The following is a 22,661-nucleotide window of genomic DNA, read 5'->3' on the forward strand; positions in this document are numbered from 1 at the left end:
CCAGATCATCTCTGGGTCAAACCACCCTCTCATCGCTACAAGCAGCGTCTGCCGGGCAGTGGATCGTTAGCGAGCCACGGCGCTTGAGCGCTTCATTGTAGGCCGGCCAGTTTCTGGTCTTGTAGGTCGGGGGCGAAGGTCTGCTCATCCATCCCAGCTACCACGCTGGCTTCGCGAGATGAATCCTTCATGGGATTTGTGCAACGAAGCCACGTGAAGGAACCAAGGCGGTGGCCGCTTGTCTGCTCCCAGCCTAGCTTGTCAGCAAATTCCTTACTGACGTGATCTTTTGCCCAATCATGCCCTTCAAAGACATCAAAAGCATACATAAGGTTTTCTGTTAACCGCAGATAATCATCTAGCGTTCCTGCTATTTTCTCACCACGATGTGCAAGTCGATTGCGGTCTTCTGTAAAACTTGTAATTGTTTTATTTAACAGAGGTCTAATTCTACTCCAATTGTAAAAGCTTTCATTTCCATCATGAATTTTCGGTAAATAGTCTTTGAGTATCTTTAATAATGGCGGAGTAGGCGAATTCTCAGCAAGCCAAAGTGCGTCAGGAACGCAAGCCCCGATGTGTTGCTTAGCCCCCACCTCAAGCGCTGAATAGCATATGAGCAGCGCACTTCGAGGATTGTGCTCAACAATGCCTGTAGCCTCGCGTAAGAGCTGGTGTCCTAGTTTGGTCCGTCCATTGAAGGCCCGCCTGCATTTCTAGATCAAAAGGTCCCTGCTTAGGCATTGGGACATGATGATACTCTTCTTGTGTAGTTTTCCAATAAAGTCCGAACCTCGAGTCCTTCTCCTCTCGAACGTCGGCTTGACCGTCGGCATTTGATAGCCATCGGAGCAATTTAACAAAACGGTCAGGATGTTCGCTGAGCTCGTTGCCTGTGGAAATCAAAATCTCCTGCACCTCTTTTGGCAAAAATTCTGACGTGGGGCTGTAACCTTTTGCAGTCTCTCCATCAGACGTGACCACTTCCCCTCGGTGTTTTAATATTTATGGAAGTGAGACGGGTGCTTCATCGGGCATGACGATGCAGTCGTTGATCAATTTTTCGACAAAACCAATTTTATCCTCCGTTGCACAAAAGGAAACCTTGGCACGAACTTTTAAGTCTTTAAATCCCTCCCAAGGCTCGTCATGGCTTCCCTCCCCTCGTATCTCAACCTCCAAGCCTGTTTGAGCGTCTGTAAACTTAGCCCTTCGGGCTTAAAAGGATTGAACATGTATCCGCCTAGACGTGCGAAAAAAAGGAAGTGTATTTGCGTCGTAATGAATCTACCTATCGTTTTGTGGCGAGGCTACGATCAAATTCGAGGTGGTGCAAATCTTATAATGGAGCGCTCAGGCTATTGCTTGGTCTGCAGAGCCAGAGCGAGAACCAGCCCGCTGAGCAGACCTTCATGAACAGCGCAGCGGCGGTCAGCATTCCGCCCTCCTTGCTCATCTATTTCGAACGACCCTTAGCTGCCATTCGCGCGTGATGCTTCTTGGGCCCGCTACCAGCCCACAGCTGCGCGTTGTGCGATTGCTGCCTTCGGGTCCAACTTCAGGCACAAAAAGTGAATAGCATACTTTCGCCAATTTTCCTTGCGGCTGGACATCACAGGCATCTCTCAAAGGGAGCTCATCGAATTGGCGCGCGAAGTTGAACTACACCACAGCTAAAACTTCTGAAGCGTCAGTCAAAGGGCAGGTGAACCAGAAAACGGTTTCTTGGTCCGGCTCACTCTCAAATCCGATCGTGCCACCCATCAATTCAATCAAGGTTCGCGAGATGCTCAGCCCTAATCCGGTGCCGCCTCGCTTACGGGCGTCGGAGTTGTCTGCCTGTGAGAAGGGTTGGAATATTGTGCTACGAAACTCTTCGGGTATACCCGGCCCAAAATTGCTCACTGAAATTTTCATATGGGTTGGCAGAATTTCGGCAGTAAGCCGCACTATTGTCTCGGAATGCGCAAACTTACATGCGTTCGACAGAAGGTTTGTCAAAACCTGAATAACACGCTTCTTGTCTGCTGAAATCATCTGTTCAACTTCAGGCTTCGGCACTTCCACTCCGACGTTCCACTGCGAGGCATAAGTTTCGAACTGTCGGGATGCATCACTCAAAATCTCATTAAGACTGAACGAATTCACTTCAACGTTCATATTGCCCGAATTCATTTTCTCCATGTCCAGAATATCGTCAACAAGGCTGGCGAGGCGGTCAGAGTTTGACAAAGCAATCTCGATTAATCGGTCAGAACCCTTGGGTTTTTCAGCCTGCGACTGAGCTTGCAAAAGTCCGAGCGCGCCTTTGATTGAAGTTAAAGGCGTCCGAAGTTCATGACTGACAGTGGCGACGAAATCACGTTTCATCCGCTCCAGTTTGAAGGATTCTGTCACATCCATCTGTATCCCGAGCATCCTGAGGGCGGTCCCGTCTGGGGCACGCTCTACCACGACGGCATCGGACTTGATCCAGCGCCATTCATCATTGGCGACAATTACGCGAAAACGAACTTCAGCGCGGTCTGTGCGGCCTTCGATGCAGGCCGCTTCTGCTTCTTTGAAAAGGACAAGGTCATCCGAATGCATGCGAACCATCTGTTCTTGATAGGGATTTTTGCAGCCTGAACGAGCTTCAGTTTGCATGTTCTCGAGCCAAGTATCGGAGACGATTGAGGTTTCGCGCTCTAAATCAATATCAAAAACGCCAATTTGAACGCTCATCAGAGCGAGGTTCCACCGTTGCTCAGCCTCGACAATCTCCTTTGCATGCCGTTCGGTGACGGTGATATCGCGCATCAGCAACGTAGTCCGTTCTTCACCTTCCGCAGTGAACCACGTCTTCTTTTCGACTTCGATAATCAGTGGCTCAGCTTCCTCGATCGCCGAAGTCACATGTAGTTTTGACCATCCATCAACACCTTGCAGATCCATGTCAGGCAGCAATTCACTGAGGGTTTTTTCACTCAGACAGATCTGGCTCGTGAGCGGCAACAGAAGTTTCAGTGCGGCCTCGTTTGCATGGAGGATTTCGCCTGATTTATTTACCGACAGGATCGCAAGCATCGCATTCTCAAGAATGGAGCGCTTCTCTTTGTCTTGCGTTTCAAGGTCTCGGGTTTTTTGCGCTATGGTGACAGCGATTGTCTGGTTCTTCCTGATCAACACACGCAATATTGTACTGACCAATGCCGTAATCAAAAGCCCTAATGTCAGAACGACCCACCTCGCTCGGAACGGCTGGATAGAGTCGAACTGCGGTGTACTTGCAAACGACATCGAGAAGGTTTGCCCGAATTTCTCAATCGACTGGCGACGGCCATAATCTGGTGCGTCAATGGCCGTCGCGGGTACATTTTTGATATTATCGATAGCCGTGTTTGCATTAAATTCGGTCTGTATTTCGATCATTCTGCCTTGCGCAGTTGTTAGGCCTTTGAAGAAATCCTCGACATTTAACACCGCAAATGCAAAGCCAATAAAATCATCTTTCTGCGGTTTCATAAGATACGTATTTTGCAACGATTTGTATATAGGTTTAAGCATAAATGGCCGAGATTCGCCGATTTGAGGAACGATATCTGAGAAGTGTCCCGCTATAAGAGTTTGCCCCGTATCACGAGATTTTTTTGCGATAGCAAGAAGATCGGGCTTGCTTGCAAAATCCAGTCCCAGAAACATTTGGTGGCTGGCGAGTGGCTCAATATATTCCACGACAAAACGATCGGCCTGAAGCGTAGATGGCAAACTTCTGAACTGACTAGTGCTATCAGTAAGCGCGAACAAATTACCTCGCAGGCCATTTTCTTCAGGGGCCGCCGTGGCAAGACCGATTGCATCAAGCATGAACATACTATCATTCACGTTCAGAGCTTTAGCATAGTTTGACATCTCTAACGCGGTTACTTGGTCAGAAACTACTACTAGACCATTAAGACCATCAAGGAGCCGACTGTAGTCTTCGAAACGTCGATCAAGGGAGATGAGGCTTTGATCGACCAAAACCTGAAAGGCTTCTTGTGATCTACTTTCTGCAATTTTGTGTACTAGTAAAAATGAGAAATAGGTTAGACCAAGAAAAAAAATCAAACTGATCCCTTGGAACCATCGCGCACTGTGATCTGAAGACATCTCTCACCTATTGAATGTATGGCTTATGCAGACGACAGAAAACACGTAGTAAATTGATATGGCGCCACTGTAGTTTGAGTGGTGGTTGCCCTGCAAAAAGGGCAACAATATGACGTCAATCTGAACTTACAGAGGCGTTTGTTTCGAATTCTGCAACATTAGAGGCTTGGGGGACTGAATGGTCCTGGCGCGTGTAGACATCTGTTCACAGGAATCCCGTGAAAAGACCAGTCATTTTCAGACGGTGGCGCAAATTATGATCTAAGTGCTGAGATGCCTGAACGCGATAAAGACACCAAATATGGGAGCCTCTATGCGTCGATCGCATTAGATGGAACACGATTCCACGTTCAACTTTGGGAACACTTCGCCCCAGATTGGGAACACACTGAGGAAAAGTCCACTAAGTCATTGATTTTGGTGGGTCGTGACGGGCTCGAACCGCCGACATTTTCGGTGTAAACGAAACGCTCTACCAACTGAGCTAACGACCCGCCATCCGGCTTTAGCCCGGGCGGGGGAGGGTTTGCAAGGGGCTACGGCACAAGTTTCGCACGACCTAGTGTCAGATCACATCGACGACGATGATTGTAATATTATCCTGCCCGCCACCGTCCAGGGCAAGTTGTAGCAGTTTGTCCGCCACCGTTTCGATCGGCGCGCCCTGCATGGCGCGGCGCAGCATTTCGAAAGAGGCATATTTGTTCAACCCGTCGGAACACAGCAGGAAACGGTCGCCGGGAAACACCTCGCCGCGGATCTTCTCCAGCCCCGGTTCGTCGCCGACCCCGATCGCGCGGGTGATGGCATTGGATTGGGGGTGATTTTCGGCCTCGTCCCAGGTCATTTTTCCTGCCTTGACGAATTCGGCAACGATCGAGTGATCCGAGGTCAACAATTCAATCGCCCGGTCGCGCAACCGGTACAACCGCGAGTCCCCCGCCCAGAAGGCGGCGAAATGGCCGTTTGCCAATATCAACGACACGACCGCAGCGCCGACCGTTGCACCGCCGCGCCGCGCGCTTTCCGCCACGATCGCCTGATGCGCCGCCTCAAGCGCCCCACGCAGGGCCTGCATACGCTCGTTTGGCGGCAGATCGGGCGGCAGGGCGGCAACGGTTTCAACCACGGTCTGACTGGCGAAATCCCCCGCTGCATGGCCCCCCATACCATCGGCGACCAGAAATATCTTTTGGTCGGGCAGCGCCAGCAGGCTGTCTTCGTTGACCTGCCGCACCCGCCCGACATGGGTGACGGCGGAATGGCGGATGTGATGTGTCATGCGGCGGCGCTCCAGACCGGTGCCTCGGTGTCGAACAGGGCAGTAAAGACAGCGGCGCGGGGCAGACCGGCCGGACGCAGCAGCCGAAATCCACTGTCGAGTCGCGCGGTGAACAGCGCGGGCAGACCGGGGCCAAGATGGGCCGCAGCCAGGGCCGGGGCAGGATCATCGGCATGATCGATCCGCAGCGCCCCGTTGCCTGAAAGCACCGGTGTGGCGGGCAGATCGATAGCAGTCAGCGACGCCTGCAATTCGATCAGGGGCCGGTCATCCAGCATCGCGAGCGCGGCATCTTCAAGTGCGGCAAAGATCACATGGGCAGCAAGGTGCAGCGCCACATGATCTGGCGGTGCGGCGGGCGAAGACACTGGCGCGGCGAGGGTCAGCGGAAATTGCCGCCCGACCCTGTCAACCGAAGGCATCAAAACCCCCAGCATCGCCGTTGGTCCGGCCACCCCCGGCGCCAGCGAAAACCGCCAGATCGGCGCCGAAAGATAACACCCCTGCCAGCGCGATCCCAGCGCGGCACGCGCCCCCGGCAATTCCCTCTGCAACCATGCGTCCCACGGTTCGACAAAACCTTGAGCCAGCCCCGAGCGCACGAAGTCACCCGCACCCGGGAACTTGCCGAAGACCCCGAACCCCATGATCAAAACGACGTGGGGCATTTGAACGCCCCCAGCGCGGGGAGTGCGAAAGGGTTCAGCACCGAGCCAGATTGCATCCGGAAAATCGCGATCCGCCCGCCAACGTTGAAGATCACACGCTTGCGATCCGATGCATTGGTCTTGCGGATTTCGGCGGCGTCGAGCATCCGGAACCACGCCCATGGCCCTTCCCGGGTAAAGCCGCTTTCCGATCCTGATGCCGGGGGCAGGAAGTTGATCCGCGCCGATCCGACCGGTCCGGGCCAGGTGATCGCCACCGGGCGCGGCTGGCCGGTGCCCTGCTGAAAACCGATCTGCTGCCCGTCAATCTCGAGCACAATCGCCTGTGCGCTCGGGTCCAACGCCTCAGGGGTGATCTGAAACTGCACTTTCGGCTCCGGATTACCGGCGAAAAATGCATCACGGATCGCAGCCGCATGTTCGAACTGTTCAAGCACGGCGTTGGAAATCCCCAGATCGGCATCGTTCACCTTGCGAAAGGTCCAGGGCCGGGTGCGCACATCGACGAATTTCGACAGGTTCTCGGCGAAGAACGCATCGATCATTCCGCCCGGCGCGAACAACCGGGTGAAATCCTGCATCGCGATGTCCGAGGTCGCCCGCCGGTTGAACGGATAGGCGTCGCCGGTTGCCTGCTGACAAAACGGCATCACATTGGCCTGCCACAGCCCGTCGATGCCCGACCGGGTGTTGCCCGCCGCGATCCCCGACGATCCGGCGGCAATCTGCGTGCTCCAACGCTCCATCGGGCCGGGCAGCCCTTTTGCAACCTGTTGAAACCGGGCCAGCGCGGTCGAATCCCCCGTGGGCGTCGCCACTCCGCCACCGATGTTCAGCTTGTTCAGCTCCTGGTACACTTCGGTCAGGGTAGTGATCAGATTTTCAAGCTGGCTGGGCTGGCCATCCTGTCCGCGCACCAGATCGTGAAGCCATGCAAACCGTTCGGTCACATAGGCGCCGGGTGGCGGTGGCGGGGCCTCGCCCACCGGAGTTGCCGCCCCCATGGTTTCAAGAAACAATCGCCCCGATGGCGACAGCTTGCGGTTTACCAGAATACCGGCGACGGCCCCCGCCCCTGCGCCTGCACCTTCGGCCAAAGCGGCCTCTTCGGGAAGGGCCAACAGATCGGTTTCCTGTGCCACTGCCTTCAGGATGTTGACGATGGGCGACGTTGGCCCCGACAGAACGTTGGTGACCTCGACCGCGTGAGACAGCGACTGCATCGGGATAATGTCGATATCCCCCAGTAGCTTGTCGTAACGCGCCACGAAATCGCTGTAGTACAGATCAAGCACATCGCGGCTGAGTGCGATCAGCGCCGTTTCGGGGTTGTCCGACTCGCCGCGCGGGCCGAGCACCCAGGCGTCGCGCTGAATCCTTGTGGCGACGCCCAGCGCCTCGTTCAGGAACACCTCGTTAAAGCCACGATAGGTATAAATCCCCTCGATCCCGTCGGACAGTCCCGCCCCCGATGACCGCACCACCGCCCGTTGCAGGTTCGGCCCGCCAACATCGGTCAACCGGAACGGCGGCAATGCGGCGGCTGCGGTGCTTTTGACGATGCCGCTGTAAACCCTCTGGGCCTGCGGCATGGCGGTCAGGATGCCGCGCACCTGTTCCACCAGATCGTTGTTCAGGGCGATCTTGTCCATTGGCTGTGACAGCATGGCGTCCAGATGCCCGGCCAAATCGGCGCGCAGTTCCGCACGCGGTGCACCGGGATAGGCAAGGGACCAATCCACCTCCATCCACTCGGCCACCAGATCGACGCTCAGCGGGCCGGTCAGCCCGAGCATCAGATAAATTTTCAGCGCCTCATACAGCAGTTCGGCGTTGTTGATATTGCCCTGCATCTGTTCCTCAAGACGCAACAAAAGCCGCGGCAGGAACATCCGGTTCAGGGCGGCGCGATAACTCAGCGCGGCCTCGTTGCCGATCACCCGGCCCTGATACAACCCCCAGCCCAGATCCGACGGTACGGCAACCGGCCCCTGCACCGGATTGACCGGCAGATCGCGCAGGATGTTCAGCGCGGGCACGACCAGCGGCAGGTCGGAGTCCTGAATCGGGCTGCCGGGAATTTGAGCCGCGACGCTCTGAAACTCCTGCACCCGGACCTCGATCTCGGCGGCCAGCGCGCGGTTGCCGATGAAACTGCGCGTCCAGAGCGCCCCGGCGGCGATGGCAATCAAAAGCGTTGCAGCGATTGCGGCCCGTTTGGTCCAGCGATAGCGCCGTTCAACCCGGTCATCCGCCGACACCAGCCCGCTTTCGCGAAAGATCACCTGATCGAACAGCCGGGTCAGGAAATATGACCGCCCCGTGCCCTGCCCGGTGCCGATTGCCTGACGCCCGATGCCAAAGGTGCGCGCCATGCCCAGCATCAGCCGGTCAATCGGCGTGCCCTCTTGCGTGCCCGAGGTGAAATAGATGCCGCGCAGCACATGGCGGTATTCATACCGGTTGTCCTGAAACAACTGACCCAGAAAATCCGCCGCCACCTGTTTCACCGATGCCACCTGCGACGGGAATCCGGCGATCAGGGACCGGCGCGCGGGGTCGGTTTCCGACTGCATTCGCTCGAGCGCCTGACTGTTCAGACGTTCGACCAACAGGCGATATTCGTCGTCGAACCGGGCCAGCGGCGATGCCTCGCCCTTGCCGGTGATCAGCGGCAGGGTAAAGCCCCAAACCTGCCCGCGCTCTTCTTTGCCCAAAGGGTCAAAGAACTGCTGAAATCCGGCCAGAAGATCGGCCTTGGTGAACAGCACATAGACCGGAAACCGCACGCCCAGCTTTTCACGCAGCTCGTGCAGGCGACGACGGATGGCGGCGGCATGGGCGGCCTGAGTCACCTCATCCTGCATCGACAGGTCGGACAGCGAAATCGCCACGATTGCCCCATTGATCGGCTGGCGCTTTCTGTGGCGTTTCAGGATCCCCAGAAACCCGAGCCATGCGGCATTGTCTGAAACCGCATCGCTTTCCTGTGTGGTGTACCGCCCGGCCGTGTCGACCAGCACGGCATTGTCGGTGAACCACCAGTCGCAATTGCGCGTGCCGCCAACCCCGCCGATGGCCCCCGCGCCGGTCTCATCGGCCAACGGGAATTGCAGACCAGAATTGACGATGGCTGTCGTTTTACCTGCCCCCGGCGGACCGATCAGAATGTACCATGGCAGTTCATACAGGCTGCGTCGGCCCAGTTTCGACTTGCGCAGCTTCAGCATCGCCGCCTTCAGCTTTTCGCGCATCTCACCGATATCGGCCAGCACCGCCTCAGAGTCGTCGTCATTGGCAATGGGTTCGACGCTGGCCACAATGTCTTCGGTCAGCGCGCGGTCTTTCTTCTGGCGGCGCAGCAGCATCAGCAGGATCACCAGCAGCGCGGCGATCCACAGCACGCCGATCCCCACCACACGGCCCACCGGCCCGTCAAACGGTCGCGCTTCGCCAAATCCAAGGTAGCCGCCCAGAAACCACAGGCAGAGCGACAGAACAGCGGTCACGATCAGCGTGATGCCGATGCTGGAAAAGATGGCGCGCAAGACCCTCATTGTTCGACCCCGGTGCGCACGAGGACGATCTCAATCCGCCGGTTTTCGGCCCGCCCCTCGGGGGTTTTGTTCGACGCGATGGGCTCCTTGTCAGACCGGCCTTCGGGTTTCAGACGCGATGCATCGTCCAGCTTTGCAGCAATCGTTTCGGACACGGATTCAGCGCGGGCCAGCGACAACGCCATATTGGTGGGAAACCGCGATCCCGCACTCGGGGCGATGTTGTCGGCGTGTCCGGCAACGATCACCGGCCCGCGTGTGGCGTTCAACGCGTCCGCCACCCGGCCCAGAGCGACATCGAAATCCGCCTTGACCTTGGGCGAGCCGCTGGCGAACATCCCTGCCCCGGCCATCCGGACTGTGATCGTGTTGATATCCTGAAACAACTTGACCAACCCTTCTTCGATCTCGGCGGTCAGGAAACCTGCAACGCGCTTCAACTCTTCCTCGTCGTCGATGACGACCGGCACAGGCGGCGCGGTACGCTCCAGCGTGGCGACCCCGGTGGGCAACAGCACCGACAACTGCCCGATCACCCGTTCGGTGTCGCGCGACAGCGCGTGCGACAGGCCGATGAACCCGCCCCCCAAAAGCGCTGCCGTCACCGCCACAGCAATCCACACCGGTTTCCACGCCGTCAACCGCTTGTGCGGCTTGTCCAGTCCCGGCCAGTGGGGCGACAGATCATGCTCCACCTCGCCGCGCTGGGCGCGGATGATCCGGGCCAGTCCGGCGCGGATCGTCATGTGCCGTTCGGTCCCGCCCTGTTCGACGCGCAACCGCCCCTCAAAGCCCAGCGACAGACAGACATAGAGGAATTCAAGCAGGTCGATGTTCGTCGCCGGATCCTGTTCCAGCCGGGTCAGCAGGTCATAGAACCGGTCACCGCCCACGGTTTCGCGGTGAAAGGTGCCGACCATGCTTTGCTGCGCCCAGATGCTCGACCCGCCCCAAGGCGTGTTCAACACCACATCGTCCAGCGTGGCGCAGATCGCATAGCGCGCCACCTTGAGCTTTTGCGGATCGACCTGCGCCAACAGGGCGCGGGATTCAAACGCGCGCACCTCGGCCACCACCGAGCGGCGCAGAGCGTCCGGATCGGGATGCTGGGCGCGATTGCGAATTCGGCTGACCAGTGAAAACAGGGTGGCGGCGGCGGCGTTCAGCGGGTTCATGCCGGTCATCGCGCCCGCCACGGCGTCAGGGCCGGATGCGCCAGAGGGCGGAGTGGCCGGGTTCGGGGCCTGATCGGCGGCCGGGGCTGTTGCCGTCGGACCGGGGGCCGCAACGCCGCGCCGCCCGCCCGGATTGGGCCGGATCACCGTGCGATCGGTGTCCTCGGGCTCGGCGAACGGATCTTCTTCGGCCATGTCACTCCCTTCTTCGGATCACCCCTGACGGATCGCCCAAAGCTCCATTCTAAGCCCCGGGTAATCGCCCGAGACGTGAATCGCGATGCCGCCCGATGTGGTCATCTTGCCCCAATACGCGCTGGACGGATCAACCTCGAAATAGACCACCCCTGCGTGATATGGGATCTGGCGCGGCGCCACGGGCAGCGGACGCAGCCCAATCCCCGGCAAGGCCGAATTGACCAGCTGGCGAATTTCTTCGACCGGGCCGATCTTGGCCTGTCCGGCAAAGTGGCGGCGCAGCTTTTCGGCGGGAATGTCGGCATTCACTGCCAGAACGAATTCGGCGTTGCCGATCAGTTTGCGATCCGCGATCACCCCGACCGAGATGCCGTATTTGCGCGGTTCGATGGCGATGGACACTGCGCTTTGTTCCAGAACCGCCGACAGGAAGCGGCGCAGATCGCGGATCACCGGCTGAAACGTCGCCGTCAGGTCGTGGTGCTGATAGGGCGGAAAGGCAGTCGGTTTCTTTTCGGGTGCCATGAAGGCCGACAACTCGCCAGCCAGCGCGATACAGTCACGATAGAATGTGATCGGATGCAGGGTGTCGCAGGTCGTGAAATGGCGAAACCCCGGCAAGGCGCGGTTGATCGCGGCCAGCAACATGAAATCCTGTACCTCGGCCGCGCCCTTGGCCCCTGCCCCCGCGGTCAGCCGCCCGGCCAGCGCGGTAATCCGGTGGTTCAGCAGGCCTTCAAGTTCGCTGAGGAATCCAGCCAGCGGTTTGGCCGCCCGCAGATCAAGACAGGATGGCACAAAGCCGTCGTCAAGGATCACCTCCTGATCGGCGCGCACCTCGATGATGCGGGCGATCGGAATCACCAGACGATCCGCCAGATCATCGACGTCCAGCGCGAATTGCAGCCGCAACTTGCCCACTGCAATACGCACCGCCTTGCCGCCGCGCTGGGTTGCGTCCGTCACCTCGATTTCCGCCGGGCGCAGGCGGGCCGCCGACAGCTCGCTGCCGGTCATGTCAACCTCGGGCGCACCCTGACGGCGCTGGGGCACCGACAGATAAACGACACAGTCCTTCGTGTCGGTCGGCACATCCAGCGCGGGTGGGTGATCTTCGGATTCGGGGATACGGAACACCGTGCCGTCCTGGGTCAGACCGCTGGCCGATTTCAGCGCGAACTGACCGACCTTCAACACCTCGCGGTCGATCTCCAGCGTCGAGACACCCCAGGCATAGGGCGAGATACGCCGCGCCAATCCGCCAATCAGCGCCTCGGCGTAACGATCGGACTGTTGAAAGTGGTGCGGTTGCAGAAACAACCCTTCGTTCCACAGAACCTTTGCATCCCAAGACATCAGATGGCCCCCCGTATCGAACAGCGGCGGATCATTTCAGCCGCTCCAGTTGCGCCTGATAGGCCCGGGCGAATTCGCGCCCGAAGACATCGTGGAAATCGCTTTCCGCCTGATCCGAGATCTTTGCATACATCTGTTCGTAAACGTCCCAATAGCGCGCCTTCTTTCCTTGCAGCAGGCCCGACAGCCCGCCGCTGCCGGTGATCTGACCTTCCAGGGTTTCGGGTGAAAGCTGTTGCAGGATGCCTTTCAGCGCCGCCTCCATCGCCGTCATCACCGCGATCTCATGGGCCTTGATGTCGCCCAGCGCCTCGCGCGTTGCAGCACCTGCTTCAAGATAGCCGGTGGTGCGCGGCTTGACCATCGCTTCGACCGCCTGATCCGGGCTGATCGAGAATTTCAAAGGGTTGTTGCCGCCCTGCCGGATTACGGTTTGCTGAATTCGGAATTCGGATTTCAGACTGGCGCGGGTCATCAGGATGTCGCGCAGCCCCTCAATCATCACGCGCATGACCCCGCCCAACTGTTCCATGCTCTCGGGCAGATCGGCGTCGGAAATTTCCAGATCGGCAGCGCCCAGCGCCGCAAGAAAAGCGCGGGCGGCGGATTGATCGCCAGCGGGCGGGACAGGGGTGTTTGCGTGTCCGGATCCTGAATCAGGGGCCGTTTGGGTTTCAGCGGATCGCGGAGGACTTATCGGGCGATCGCGTTGCGAAACCGGATCCGTCCGCGCCGTGTCGTCGATAAATTCGGCGTCTTCGGGGATGAAGGCGGGCGCAGAGCCGAAATCAGGCTCTGGCTCGGCAAAGGGCGCGTCCTCGGTTCCTTGCGGTCCCTCGTCCGCAACCGGGGCGCCGGACAACATCAGGTCATCATCAAAGTCATCGGGGATGATCGCGCGGGCCGGACGAAACGCATCGCTGGCGGCGTTTGAATGGGTGGATTCGCTCGCCCCCTGACGGTGATCCTCTGCAAAGTCCGGATCAAGCGGCGCGGTGTCATCCTCGCCCAGCGGTGGCAGCAACCCGTCTTCGCCGAGGTCAGGACGGCTGACGGCGGCATGACCGCGCAAGGGCGCGCCATCGCCCAGCAGATCGTCGAGAAAATCATCAGCGCCCACCGGATCATCGCCCAGCAGATCGCCAAGCCCACTGTCGGCACCCAATCGCGACGGCGGCGGCGCATCTTCGCCGCGCGGCTCCATCGGGGCGGCCCGGCGGGTCTGGCGAATCTCAACCATCAGCTCGTAAGACCCAAGCGTCAGGATATCGCCATCGTTCAGCGGCACGGGAACCGGACCCAGCGGCGTCTTGCCGTAGTTCAGGAAGGTGCCGTTGGTCGACAGATCAATCACCACGACATTGCCGTCCCGATCCTCGATCGCGCAGTGGTTCTTGGAAATCACCTTGCCGGGGTCGGGCAGGCACAGGTCATTCTCGGCACCGCGCCCGACGGTCAGCGACGGGCCGACCATGGTGACCGGCGCACCCGATCCCGGCACCGTTCCGGTTGATTGGAAATGCAACGTGATCCCCATGCCGCCCCTCAACCGCCCACCAGCACAGTCGGCATACCCATCACGATGACACCACCATGCACCGTGCTGTCCCCCATTCGCGCCTGCGGCATGCCAAGGGTGATCACCGTGAATGATCCCAGAGCGATCGCATCCGGTGGGCCAACACAAACCGCCATGTCACCGATCCGCGCCGAAGGCATACCGCCGACCAGCACCGTCGGCGCCCCCGGCCCCGTGATCGGCCCGCCCACATGGGGGATCGGCGGCACCCCGGGTGTGATCATCGGGCAGACGTGTATATCAGTCAGGCGCGCGCAGGGTTTCATGGCGCGATTCCCTGTGCCGCACCCGCCCCGGGCCGTCCGTTGCCACCCCGGGCAATGTCCAGCGCCCGGTCGATCAGCATATCGTACCGTTCGGCCAGAGTGTCGGGCGTCGCACGGGACAGGGACATGACGTTCAGCGCAAAGACAAAGGTGCCGACAGCACCCGCCGGTGCCCGGTGCGCAGCCATCTCTCCGGTGCCAAGCCTGCCGTCGTGCATTGCCACGGCATTGCCGCACAGCGTGGTTTCATCGTCAGGGTCGGCGGTTTCTGCTGCAAGGCGCGCGGCCTCGCGGGTTTCATCCGTCGGCTTGAACACCCAGGCGCGGGCGGCGGCCAAGGGTGGCGGCAAGGGCGCGTCTTCAGACACCAGATCGCCCGCCGCAAGGCACCCCCACCAGATACATTCACGCGCAGGAAGTGCCGCCGCAAGCAGGCGGATCATGTCCGACCGCGCCGACACGCCGTCAAGCTCTGCCAGCACGGTTTCGACCGGGGCCGCCGCAGGTGATGTCAGCTTCACCGACAGCCGGGCATTGCTCAGCGCCAGAAACCGGCGCGCCGGTTCCTTTGGTATCTTTCGCAGATTGGCAAATCGTTCGCCCACTCGCCGCCTCCTAGTTGATCATCGTGATGCCGCCCTTCAGAACCAGCATCGCCTGACCCTGAACATTGACCATCGTCCCCTTGATATCGGTCTTCAACGTGCCGTCCATCGACGCCATCATCGCACCTTTGATCGTCACGCCCATCTGATCGATCTTGATCGAGCTGCCGCCGACCTTAAGCTCGATCGATTGCATCGCCTCCATGGTGATCTTGCCCAGATCGGCATTCACGGACACATTCCCCAGCTTCACCTTGGTCGCATGATTGCCCATGTCCAGCGTCTGGGTGTAGTTGCCCATTTTGATCGTGTCGCTGACATTTCCCTGTTTCACCGTGCGGTTCGCATCCAGGGTGACGGTCTGGGTCTCCTTGCCCTCGACCGTTTCATTCAGATCCTTTTTCACCTTGATCGTCTGATTGCCGGCGGCAACGGTGAAATCGTGGTCACCGGTCTTGACCGTCTCGCTCAGGTGCCGGTGCACCGTCAGCTTCATGTCGCCCTTGTTTTTATGCTCCAGCCCGACGGTGATTTCGGCGTCGTTCTTGACGATCTGGCGGAAGTCCCGTTCGGCCTGAAAACGCACCAGTTCGGCGCCCTTCTTGTCTTCGAACATCAACTCGTTGAACCCGCCGCCGCCCTTGGAGGAGTCGGTCTTGACCCCGCTTTGCGTCTTGTTGGCCGGCATGTCCCACGGCGGCATGTTGTCGGCGTTGTACAGCATCCCGATCACCAGCGGGCGGTCGGGGTCGCCATCCTCGAACTGTACGACAACCTCTTGTCCCATGCGCGGAATGGCGATGGCACCCCATTGCTTGCCGCTCCAGGGGGTCATGCAGCGAACCCAGCAGGTGGTGTTTTCATCCTTTTTACCGTCCCGGTCCCAGTGGAACTGGATCTTGATACGCCCGTATTTGTCGGTGTGGATCTCTTCGCCCGCCTTGCCGGTGACAAAGGCGGTGTGCACCCCGACCACCCGTGGCCATGGGGTGACCAGCGGCGTGCGGTACTGCAGCGTTTTGGGAACCGCCGAAAACAGGATCCGATAGGGATCGTCACCCGATCTTTCCGCCGCTTCGCCGCCGCCAAGCCCGCCGCCCTGCCAGACGGACAGATCCTCGCTGATGGGGGCGGAAACACCCAGCGGCGCGATGTCGCTGGGACGGGCGCGCATCAGATGGGTGGCGCGGATTACCATCCAATCGGCATTTTCTTCGGCCCGGGCGTGACCGTCCAGCTTGAACGTCCCGCCCACCTCAAGGTTCATCACATTGGCAGCGCCGCGAACCGTGTGGTGTTTGGCGGCCACGGCCTCCATGCCGATGCGGGCCCGCTGGCTGCCCAGGTCCGGTTTGCGGAAACGCCCCGGCGTGTCATAAAGCTCGTGGTCATTGCCCTTGTGGATCCCTTTCGGGATGGAACTGGTGGCCTTCAACGGCGCTGCCGGTGTTTCGAAATCAAAATCCGACAGCATCATCTTGCCGCTGGTCGCCGCCAGCCCCTTGCGCCAGTCGAACACATGAGCGCCCATCCGGTGCCCGGACTCGTGTAGTGGCACAAACGGCAGAACCGCCTTGCCCGGAACCGGCGTGTGCGATCCGACGCCATCGGCCAGCACGACCATCTCGCGCCCGTCCACCACCGGAAAATGGAAATAGATCCCTTCCTGTTCGCCAAGCCGGAACAGGAAGTCCAGATCAGTCTCGTCATACTGAACGGTGTATTCTCGCGGCTCATATGTGCCGTTCAACCGGTTTTTCAGATCGCTGGACAGACCATAATCGCCCAGCACTTTCTGGATGATATCCACCACCTTCATGTTCTGGAAAATACGGTTGTTGCGGCTGCGGGTCAGAAACCACATTCGCGGACGCAGCACGGCACGGTAATGGGCGGGGCCGGTGAAGATGCCCAGAAACTCGATCGAGACACAGATCCCCGGAAATACCCTTTCGCCGCCATCGCCGGTCTTGATCGCCACGCGCAGGGCACTGCCCAGCAGCGGTTCCAGATCAATCTCGCGGTCGGTACAGACGAATTCGATCACGGTTTCGGTCAGCAGGTTGATGCCTTCCTCGACCCGCGCGCCCAGAATGAACAGGGCATCGCCAAAGTCGCCCTCTATGCGAAGGCCGTGGGTTTCTGGATTCACCGGTCCGGGCATGGCGTGCTCCTGACGCGCGCGGCGTCGATTTCGGGGTGGGCCCGGCCCCGGGGCGTGGCCCGGGGTCGGATCCGCCTAGTCAAAACGATAGGCGAACTCGCCCTCGTTCACAACGATTTCAACCTTTTCCACCGCTTTGCCCTCCATCATCCGATTCAAGAATTCGGCCGAGATGTCGGGCAGCATGGTGTTGGTGACGATGGCGTCGATCATCCGACCGCCGGATTCCAGCTCCTGACAGCGTTCGGTAATCAACTCGACCACATCGTCGGTATAAGAGAACGGCACCCCATGCGCCGCCTCGACCCGTTTCTTGATCCGGTTCAGTTGCAGGCGCGTGATCTTGCCGATCATGTCGGGGGTCAGCGGATAATAGGGGATCGTCACCAGCCGCCCCAGCAACGCTGCCGGGAAGATCTTGAGCAATGGTTCGCGCAGCGCCTTGGCGATCCCTTCGGGCTCGGGCATCAGATCGGGGTCGGAACACATGTCCATGATCATGTCGCTGCCCGCGTTCGAGGTCAGCAGGATCAGCGTGTTCTTGAAATCGATCACCCGGCCTTCACCATCTTCCATCACGCCCTTGTCGAACACCTGAAAGAACACTTCGTGCACGTCGGGGTGGGCCTTTTCGACCTCGTCCAGCAGGACAACCGAATACGGCTTGCGCCGCACCGCTTCGGTCAGAACACCGCCCTCGCCATACCCCACATAGCCCGGTGGCGCGCCTTTCAGGCTGCTGACCGTATGCGCCTCCTGATACTCGGACATGTTGATTGTGATGACGTTCTGTTCGCCGCCATACATCACCTCGGCCAGCGCCAGCGCGGTTTCGGTCTTGCCGACGCCCGAGGTTCCGGCCAGCAGGAATACGCCAATCGGCTTGTTCGGGTTGTCGAGTCCGGCGCGTGAGGTCTGGATGCGTTTGGCGATCATCTGCATCGCGTGGTCCTGACCGATGACACGCTTGGCCAGATGGGTGTCGAGATGCAGCACGGTTTCGATCTCATCGCGCACCATGCGGCCCACCGGGATACCGGTCCAATCACCCACCACACTTGCCACCGCCTGAGCATCAACGATGGGCAGGATCAGCGGATTTTCACCCTGCAAGGCTGTCAGATCGCCATTGCGTTTTTTGAGTTGCGTCAAAAGATCGGCCCGGGTGGTATCGTCCAGCGGGCTGGGTGCTGCGGCTTCGGAGCCCGGTGCGGCCTCGACCGGGGTGCCCCCCTCGCGCAGCTTGGCGCGCAGGTCGAGTATATCCACGACGATGGCCTTTTCCGCGTCCCATTTGGCGGTAAGCTCTTCAAGCCGCGCCACTTCGCTGGCCTTCATTTCACCGATCACCATCTTGCGGTCGGTTGCATCATAGCCAGCGGTTTCGTCCCGCCCGATGATCTCAAGCTCGGTCTCCAGCGATTCAATCCGCCGGCGGGCATCGTCCACCATGGCCGGCACTGCATGCTGCGACACGGCAACCCGGGCGCAGGCGGTGTCGAGCACCGAAACCGATTTGTCCGGCAACTGCCGGGCGGGGATATAACGGGCCGAGAGGGCAACCGCGGCTTCGATCCCCTCGTCCAGCACCTGAACCTTGTGGTGCGCCTCAAGCATCGAGGCGATGCCGCGCATCATCAACGTGGCTTTCTCGACGCTGGGTTCTTCGACCGCGACGACCTGAAAACGCCGGGTCAGGGCGGGGTCTTTCTCGATGTGTTTCTTGTATTCCGCCCATGTGGTCGCGCCGATGGTGCGCAGGGTGCCGCGCGCCAGCGCCGGTTTCAAAAGGTTCGCCGCGTCGCCCGTCCCCGCGGCCCCGCCGGCCCCGACCAGAGTGTGCGTCTCATCGATGAACATGATGATCGGCGTCGTCGAGGCCTGAACCTCGTCGATCACGCTGCGCAGGCGGTTCTCGAACTCACCCTTCATTGACGCTCCGGCCTGCAACAGCCCCACATCCAGCGCCAGAAGCCGCGCATCCTTCAACGCCGGGGGCACGTCACCCCGGGCGATGCGCAGCGCGAAACCCTCGACCACTGCCGTCTTGCCCACCCCTGCCTCGCCGGTCAGGATCGGGTTGTTCTGGCGTCGGCGCATCAGAACATCAACGATCTGGCGGATTTCCTCGTCGCGGCCGACAATCGGGTCGATCTTGCCGTCGCGGGCCTGTTGCGTGAGGTCGGTGCAGAATTGCTGCAATGCCTCTTCCTTGCCCATGGCAGCAGGAGAGCGCGCGCCCGATGCCTCGCCCGGCTCGACACCGCCGCCGGTGCGGCTGCCGTCTTGCGGCGACAGGCGATCCTCGGGGGATCCGTCGACAATCCGTTCGAAATTCTCCGACAGGTCGTCAGATTTGACCTTGCCGAATTCGCCCGAGATATTCAGCAGCCCACCGCGCAGGCCCGGGGTTTTCAGCAGCCCCAGTATCAGATGCCCGGTGCGCACCTGATTGGACGAATACATCAGCGAGCCATAGACCCATGCGCGCTCCATCGCTTCTTCAAGATGGGACGACAGGTCGGAAATGCTGGTGGCGCCGCGCGGCAGGGCATCCAGCGCCTTTTGCATGTCGGCGGCGATGCGGGCCGGGTCCAGATCGTAATGCTTGATGATCCGCAGGATATCGTTGTCCTGCCCCTGAAGGATCTGCGCCAGCCAGTGCACGATTTCCACATAGGGATTTCCGCGCATTTTGCAGAACACCGTGGCGCCCTCGACCGCCTGATATCCGACCTTGTTCAGCTTGCCGAACAGCGCAACCCTGCTGATCTCTGTCATCTGACGGTCCCCCCATATGGGCCTTCGGCCCTGTTGTCATTGATCGGCGGCACAAGATACAGATCGTCCGCATCCCGTGCCTCCGGCCGTGTTCCGATCCAGCCGGTCTGCCCCAGCCGCGTGTCGCCGCCCAGACTGGCACGGGGCACTTCGGCGGCGCGCAGCACCAGATTGACGTCCCAGTCCAAGGCGTCGCCCGCAAAGCTGCGCACAATCGCCGTGAGACGTGCCAGTGCCGCGCCGCCGGGCAGAAGCGTGCGATATTCATCGACAGTCAGCGGGCCGATATGCAGGCGAAACTTGGCGCTGCGTGACCAGACCCGGTCACCGATCCCGGTGCCCTGCCCAAGCCCGACACGGGCACCAAGCTGCCAGCGGTCATCGGGCTCCAGCGGTAACCAACTGCCGACAAACTGTTGCACCCGCACCGGCGCGCGAAAGAACGCGGCAAGCATGGATTCCAGTCCCGCCGCGTTTTTCGGTCCACGGGCAAGGTGGCCGGTAAAGTACCGCCTTGCCATGTCGGGCATGGCGTCGCGGCCCTGTAACGCGCCACCGGCATGGCCCGAGAGCGCTGCAACCCGCGCATCCATCCCGTCGCCCGCATCACGATCAAGCCCCGGTGCAGGCTGGCCGGTCGTCCAAGCACGATAGAACAGCGACAACAGCCGATGGGTCAGCATGTCGGCAAAGGCGGCCAGCGTCGGGTCGCGAAAGCTGTGTTTCCGCTCGCGGACATATTCGGTCAGATGGGCGGGCATCGGGCCGTGCGCTCCGAACAGACCAAAGGCAAGATTGCCCAACCGCCCGGGGGTCTTGCCACAGGGCGGTGTGAATGCGGTCAGCGTGCTGCGGGCGAATGCCATTGACGGTTCCTGCCCCAGACGTACGGAATCCTGACGCGGGCGGCTGGATTGCCCAAGACGCGGGGCGTCGGGGCGCGCCGCCTCGATCATCCGCAGGGCCAGAAATATGTGGTGGGCAGATGGATCGCGGGCCAGTCTTTCGAGATGGCTCAGATCATCCGACCCAGACCTTTCTCGGGTTGCCATCTTGCGATCTCTCCGCGTTGGGGGGTTTTCAGAACGGTTTCGGTGAATGAATTGAGCGTAACGTAATTGGCCATGAACCGCGCCAGAACCGACACCAGCAGATAGGGGCCGGCGCCTTCAAAATGGTCTTCGTCACAGTGGATCGCAATTTCCAGACCACGCACGGCGGTGGACAGTGTGTCGTCGGCCATCCGGCGCACGATGGGGCGGGTTTCAACCCGCTGGATCCCCTCAAGCCGCCGTTGCAACGTGCGGTCGCCGCTTGGTGCGTAAAGCCCGATCAGCTCGCGCAGGCCCTCGGCGCCGGTGCCGTGTTCGGTGTCGACCAGAGACAGATAGTTCAACGACAGATTGGAAATCAACCGCCAGGCACTTTCCCCCTGCGCCAGCGTCGGGCGCGGGCGGGTGGGCGACACCGGCGTGCGGATCGACAGCACCGGCCCCCCGGCTGACAGATGAAACACCCCGGACCCGCCCGTGGGCAACAGCATTGGCAGATCGCGATTGGTGACCATGGCACGCACCGCCAGTTGCGTCAGCCCGGCGCCGTAAGGTGCCTGCGTCCGGTCGACCAGCGACAGGTACATTTCCGACCCGAGGTAATTGGTGCGCGCGCCCTTGAGCCGCTCACGCTCGGTCCGTTGGCGCATCTTGCGCGATTGGCTGTAATAGGCGTTGCCGGTGCCGCTGGCGGCGGTGAATTCGTCGGACGAATAAAACGGGCGAAACGGAATGTCATCTTCGCCACCGCCACTGATCCCGGAAACGTCCAGCAGACTGAACACCTCATATTCCAGCGGCGCGGTACGGTCGGCGACGACATGCTGCTCGACATCGGCAGTGGTGACCAACACCCGGTCACAGCGTTTCTCGAACAGGTTGATCGCGGGCACACAGTTCAGCCGGAACGCCGCAGGGGTGACGGCAGTGGCGACATCGTCGCGGCCATTGCGCAGCAGAATATACAGATCGACCGCGTCACCCTCGCTGCGCGCCATCGCCCGGTTCAGCCCGCAAATATCGACGAAATGAAACCGCTCGGGCAGTGCGAAATACTCCTGCAACAGCCGGTATCCGTCCAGCGACCGGCGCGGCACCGGCAACAGCGCGTCGGCGCGGGACATGCCGCGCTGTTCGATCCCGCCCTCAAGCGGCAACACCCAGTCGGCGCGCCGGTCGGTCGAGCGGGCCACGACGCCTTCGCAATCGGCACAGAGCAGTTCATGCAATTTCCAGCCGTCACTGGCCCCTTCGCCCAGATACAGGGTCAGCCGGTCCAGCGGCAGATCGCCCAGCGGTGCCCCGCCCGGACGGCGCAGCCGCAGCCGGATCGCCGCCCGCGCCGCACCCGCAGTTCCGTTGGCGGCAACACCAGCCGCCACCAGTTCGCCGCGCCCGTCGATATATTCGGCCTCGGCGATTTCGATCGGCCACAGGGTCACGTCATGGGCGGTGGTAAACACACAGGCCGTCTGAGTGCCCAGCGCCGGAACCGAGCGCAGCTGCGTGCCCCGCGCCAACAGCGCGCCGTCCTCAAGACTGCCGCCAGCAATATCGGGCACAAGTTCGGCGATCATCATCGACGGCGTCGGCGCCATCAGATGTGGATAGACGATATCGAGCAAGTGATTGGTAAAGGCCGGATATTGCAGCTCAAGCTCAAGTTGCACCCGCGCGGTCAGGAACGCGACCCCCTCAAGCAGACGTTCGACATAGGGGTCCAGCACCTCGGAGGCGTCCATCCCCAGACGCGCGGCGACCTTGGGATAGGACTGGGCAAATTCTCCGCCCATCTCGCGAAGAAAGCTCAGTTCACTTTCGTAATGGCGCAGCAGGCGGGTATCCAT

At 60.4% G+C, this 22,661-nt stretch carries 14 protein-coding genes and 1 tRNA gene; all 15 read right to left on the bottom strand.

Annotated features, from left to right (window positions below):
* Positions 1 to 92 precede the first annotated feature (92 nt).
* The 15 genes from FQ320_RS21925 to tssF all read right to left on the bottom strand — a co-directional run bounded on the left by FQ320_RS21925 (position 93) and on the right by tssF (position 22,661).
* Complete coding sequence (locus FQ320_RS21925) at positions 93 to 596, bottom strand: hypothetical protein (RefSeq protein ID WP_148475439.1); 504 nt, start codon at positions 594 to 596, stop codon at positions 93 to 95.
* 1,066 nt (positions 597 to 1,662) lie between these two features.
* Entirely contained in the window at positions 1,663 to 4,089 is a 2,427-nt protein-coding gene (locus tag FQ320_RS21930) for an ATP-binding protein (RefSeq protein ID WP_187394030.1), read from the bottom strand.
* Between the two features lie 460 nt (positions 4,090 to 4,549).
* Positions 4,550 to 4,625 (bottom strand) — tRNA-Val (locus FQ320_RS21935).
* A gap of 71 nt (positions 4,626 to 4,696) precedes the next feature.
* Positions 4,697 to 5,413 (bottom strand): PP2C family serine/threonine-protein phosphatase, encoded by a 717-nt coding sequence (locus FQ320_RS21940; protein ID WP_148475441.1) that lies wholly within the window; start codon positions 5,411 to 5,413, stop codon positions 4,697 to 4,699.
* Positions 5,410 to 6,081: a type VI secretion system-associated protein TagF gene (tagF, locus tag FQ320_RS21945; RefSeq protein ID WP_148475442.1), complete on the bottom strand. Its 672-nt coding sequence runs from the start codon at positions 6,079 to 6,081 to the stop codon at positions 5,410 to 5,412. Before tagF ends, FQ320_RS21940 begins: the two co-directional genes overlap by 4 nt.
* Entirely contained in the window at positions 6,063 to 9,638 is a 3,576-nt protein-coding gene (tssM, locus tag FQ320_RS21950; RefSeq protein WP_148475443.1) for a type VI secretion system membrane subunit TssM, read from the bottom strand. The genes tagF and tssM overlap by 19 nt, the downstream gene beginning before the upstream one ends.
* A complete protein-coding gene (gene icmH / locus FQ320_RS21955; protein WP_148475444.1) occupies positions 9,635 to 11,008 on the bottom strand; it encodes a type IVB secretion system protein IcmH/DotU in 1,374 nt (457 codons plus the stop codon). The genes tssM and icmH overlap by 4 nt, the downstream gene beginning before the upstream one ends.
* Before the next feature lie 18 nt (positions 11,009 to 11,026).
* A complete protein-coding gene (tssK, locus tag FQ320_RS21960) occupies positions 11,027 to 12,367 on the bottom strand; it encodes a type VI secretion system baseplate subunit TssK (RefSeq protein WP_148475445.1) in 1,341 nt (446 codons plus the stop codon).
* A 31-nt stretch (positions 12,368 to 12,398) separates the two neighbouring features.
* On the bottom strand, positions 12,399 to 13,904 hold the full coding sequence (gene tagH / locus FQ320_RS21965) for a type VI secretion system-associated FHA domain protein TagH (RefSeq protein ID WP_148475446.1): 1,506 nt from the start codon (positions 13,902 to 13,904) through the stop codon (positions 12,399 to 12,401).
* A gap of 8 nt (positions 13,905 to 13,912) precedes the next feature.
* Positions 13,913 to 14,212 (bottom strand): PAAR domain-containing protein, encoded by a 300-nt coding sequence (locus FQ320_RS21970; protein ID WP_148475447.1) that lies wholly within the window; start codon positions 14,210 to 14,212, stop codon positions 13,913 to 13,915.
* Positions 14,209 to 14,817 (bottom strand): hypothetical protein, encoded by a 609-nt coding sequence (locus FQ320_RS21975; RefSeq protein WP_148475448.1) that lies wholly within the window; start codon positions 14,815 to 14,817, stop codon positions 14,209 to 14,211. Before FQ320_RS21975 ends, FQ320_RS21970 begins: the two co-directional genes overlap by 4 nt.
* Positions 14,818 to 14,827: 10 nt before the next feature.
* Positions 14,828 to 16,981 carry a type VI secretion system Vgr family protein gene (locus FQ320_RS21980; RefSeq protein WP_148475449.1) on the bottom strand — a complete coding sequence of 718 codons (2,154 nt, stop codon included), beginning with the start codon at positions 16,979 to 16,981 and terminating at the stop codon, positions 14,828 to 14,830.
* A 75-nt stretch (positions 16,982 to 17,056) separates the two neighbouring features.
* A complete protein-coding gene (tssH, locus tag FQ320_RS21985; protein ID WP_148475450.1) occupies positions 17,057 to 19,762 on the bottom strand; it encodes a type VI secretion system ATPase TssH in 2,706 nt (901 codons plus the stop codon).
* Positions 19,759 to 20,814: a type VI secretion system baseplate subunit TssG gene (tssG, locus tag FQ320_RS21990; RefSeq protein ID WP_148475451.1), complete on the bottom strand. Its 1,056-nt coding sequence runs from the start codon at positions 20,812 to 20,814 to the stop codon at positions 19,759 to 19,761. The genes tssH and tssG overlap by 4 nt, the downstream gene beginning before the upstream one ends.
* Positions 20,778 to 22,661, bottom strand: a complete 1,884-nt coding sequence (gene tssF / locus FQ320_RS21995; RefSeq protein ID WP_148475452.1) for a type VI secretion system baseplate subunit TssF — start codon at positions 22,659 to 22,661, stop codon at positions 20,778 to 20,780. The genes tssG and tssF overlap by 37 nt, the downstream gene beginning before the upstream one ends.

Origin of the sequence: Oceaniovalibus sp. ACAM 378, assembly GCF_008085915.1 — a bacterium.
Taxonomy (GTDB): Bacteria; Pseudomonadota; Alphaproteobacteria; order Rhodobacterales; family Rhodobacteraceae; genus Oceaniglobus.

Bases quoted from the DNA above. Each gene is read 5' to 3' on its own strand.
- tssF (WP_148475452.1), bottom strand. From the start codon at position 22,661: ATGGATACCCGCCTGCTGCGCCATTACGAAAGTGAACTGAGCTTTCTT.
- icmH (WP_148475444.1), bottom strand. From the start codon at position 11,008: ATGGCCGAAGAAGATCCGTTCGCCGAGCCCGAGGACACCGATCGCACG.
- tssK (WP_148475445.1), bottom strand. From the start codon at position 12,367: ATGTCTTGGGATGCAAAGGTTCTGTGGAACGAAGGGTTGTTTCTGCAA.
- tagH (WP_148475446.1), bottom strand. From the start codon at position 13,904: ATGGGGATCACGTTGCATTTCCAATCAACCGGAACGGTGCCGGGATCG.
- tagF (WP_148475442.1), bottom strand. From the start codon at position 6,081: ATGCCCCACGTCGTTTTGATCATGGGGTTCGGGGTCTTCGGCAAGTTC.
- FQ320_RS21970 (WP_148475447.1), bottom strand. From the start codon at position 14,212: ATGAAACCCTGCGCGCGCCTGACTGATATACACGTCTGCCCGATGATC.
- FQ320_RS21940 (WP_148475441.1), bottom strand. From the start codon at position 5,413: ATGACACATCACATCCGCCATTCCGCCGTCACCCATGTCGGGCGGGTG.
- tssH (WP_148475450.1), bottom strand. From the start codon at position 19,762: ATGACAGAGATCAGCAGGGTTGCGCTGTTCGGCAAGCTGAACAAGGTC.
- FQ320_RS21980 (WP_148475449.1), bottom strand. From the start codon at position 16,981: ATGCCCGGACCGGTGAATCCAGAAACCCACGGCCTTCGCATAGAGGGC.
- tssM (WP_148475443.1), bottom strand. From the start codon at position 9,638: ATGAGGGTCTTGCGCGCCATCTTTTCCAGCATCGGCATCACGCTGATC.
- tssG (WP_148475451.1), bottom strand. From the start codon at position 20,814: ATGGCAACCCGAGAAAGGTCTGGGTCGGATGATCTGAGCCATCTCGAA.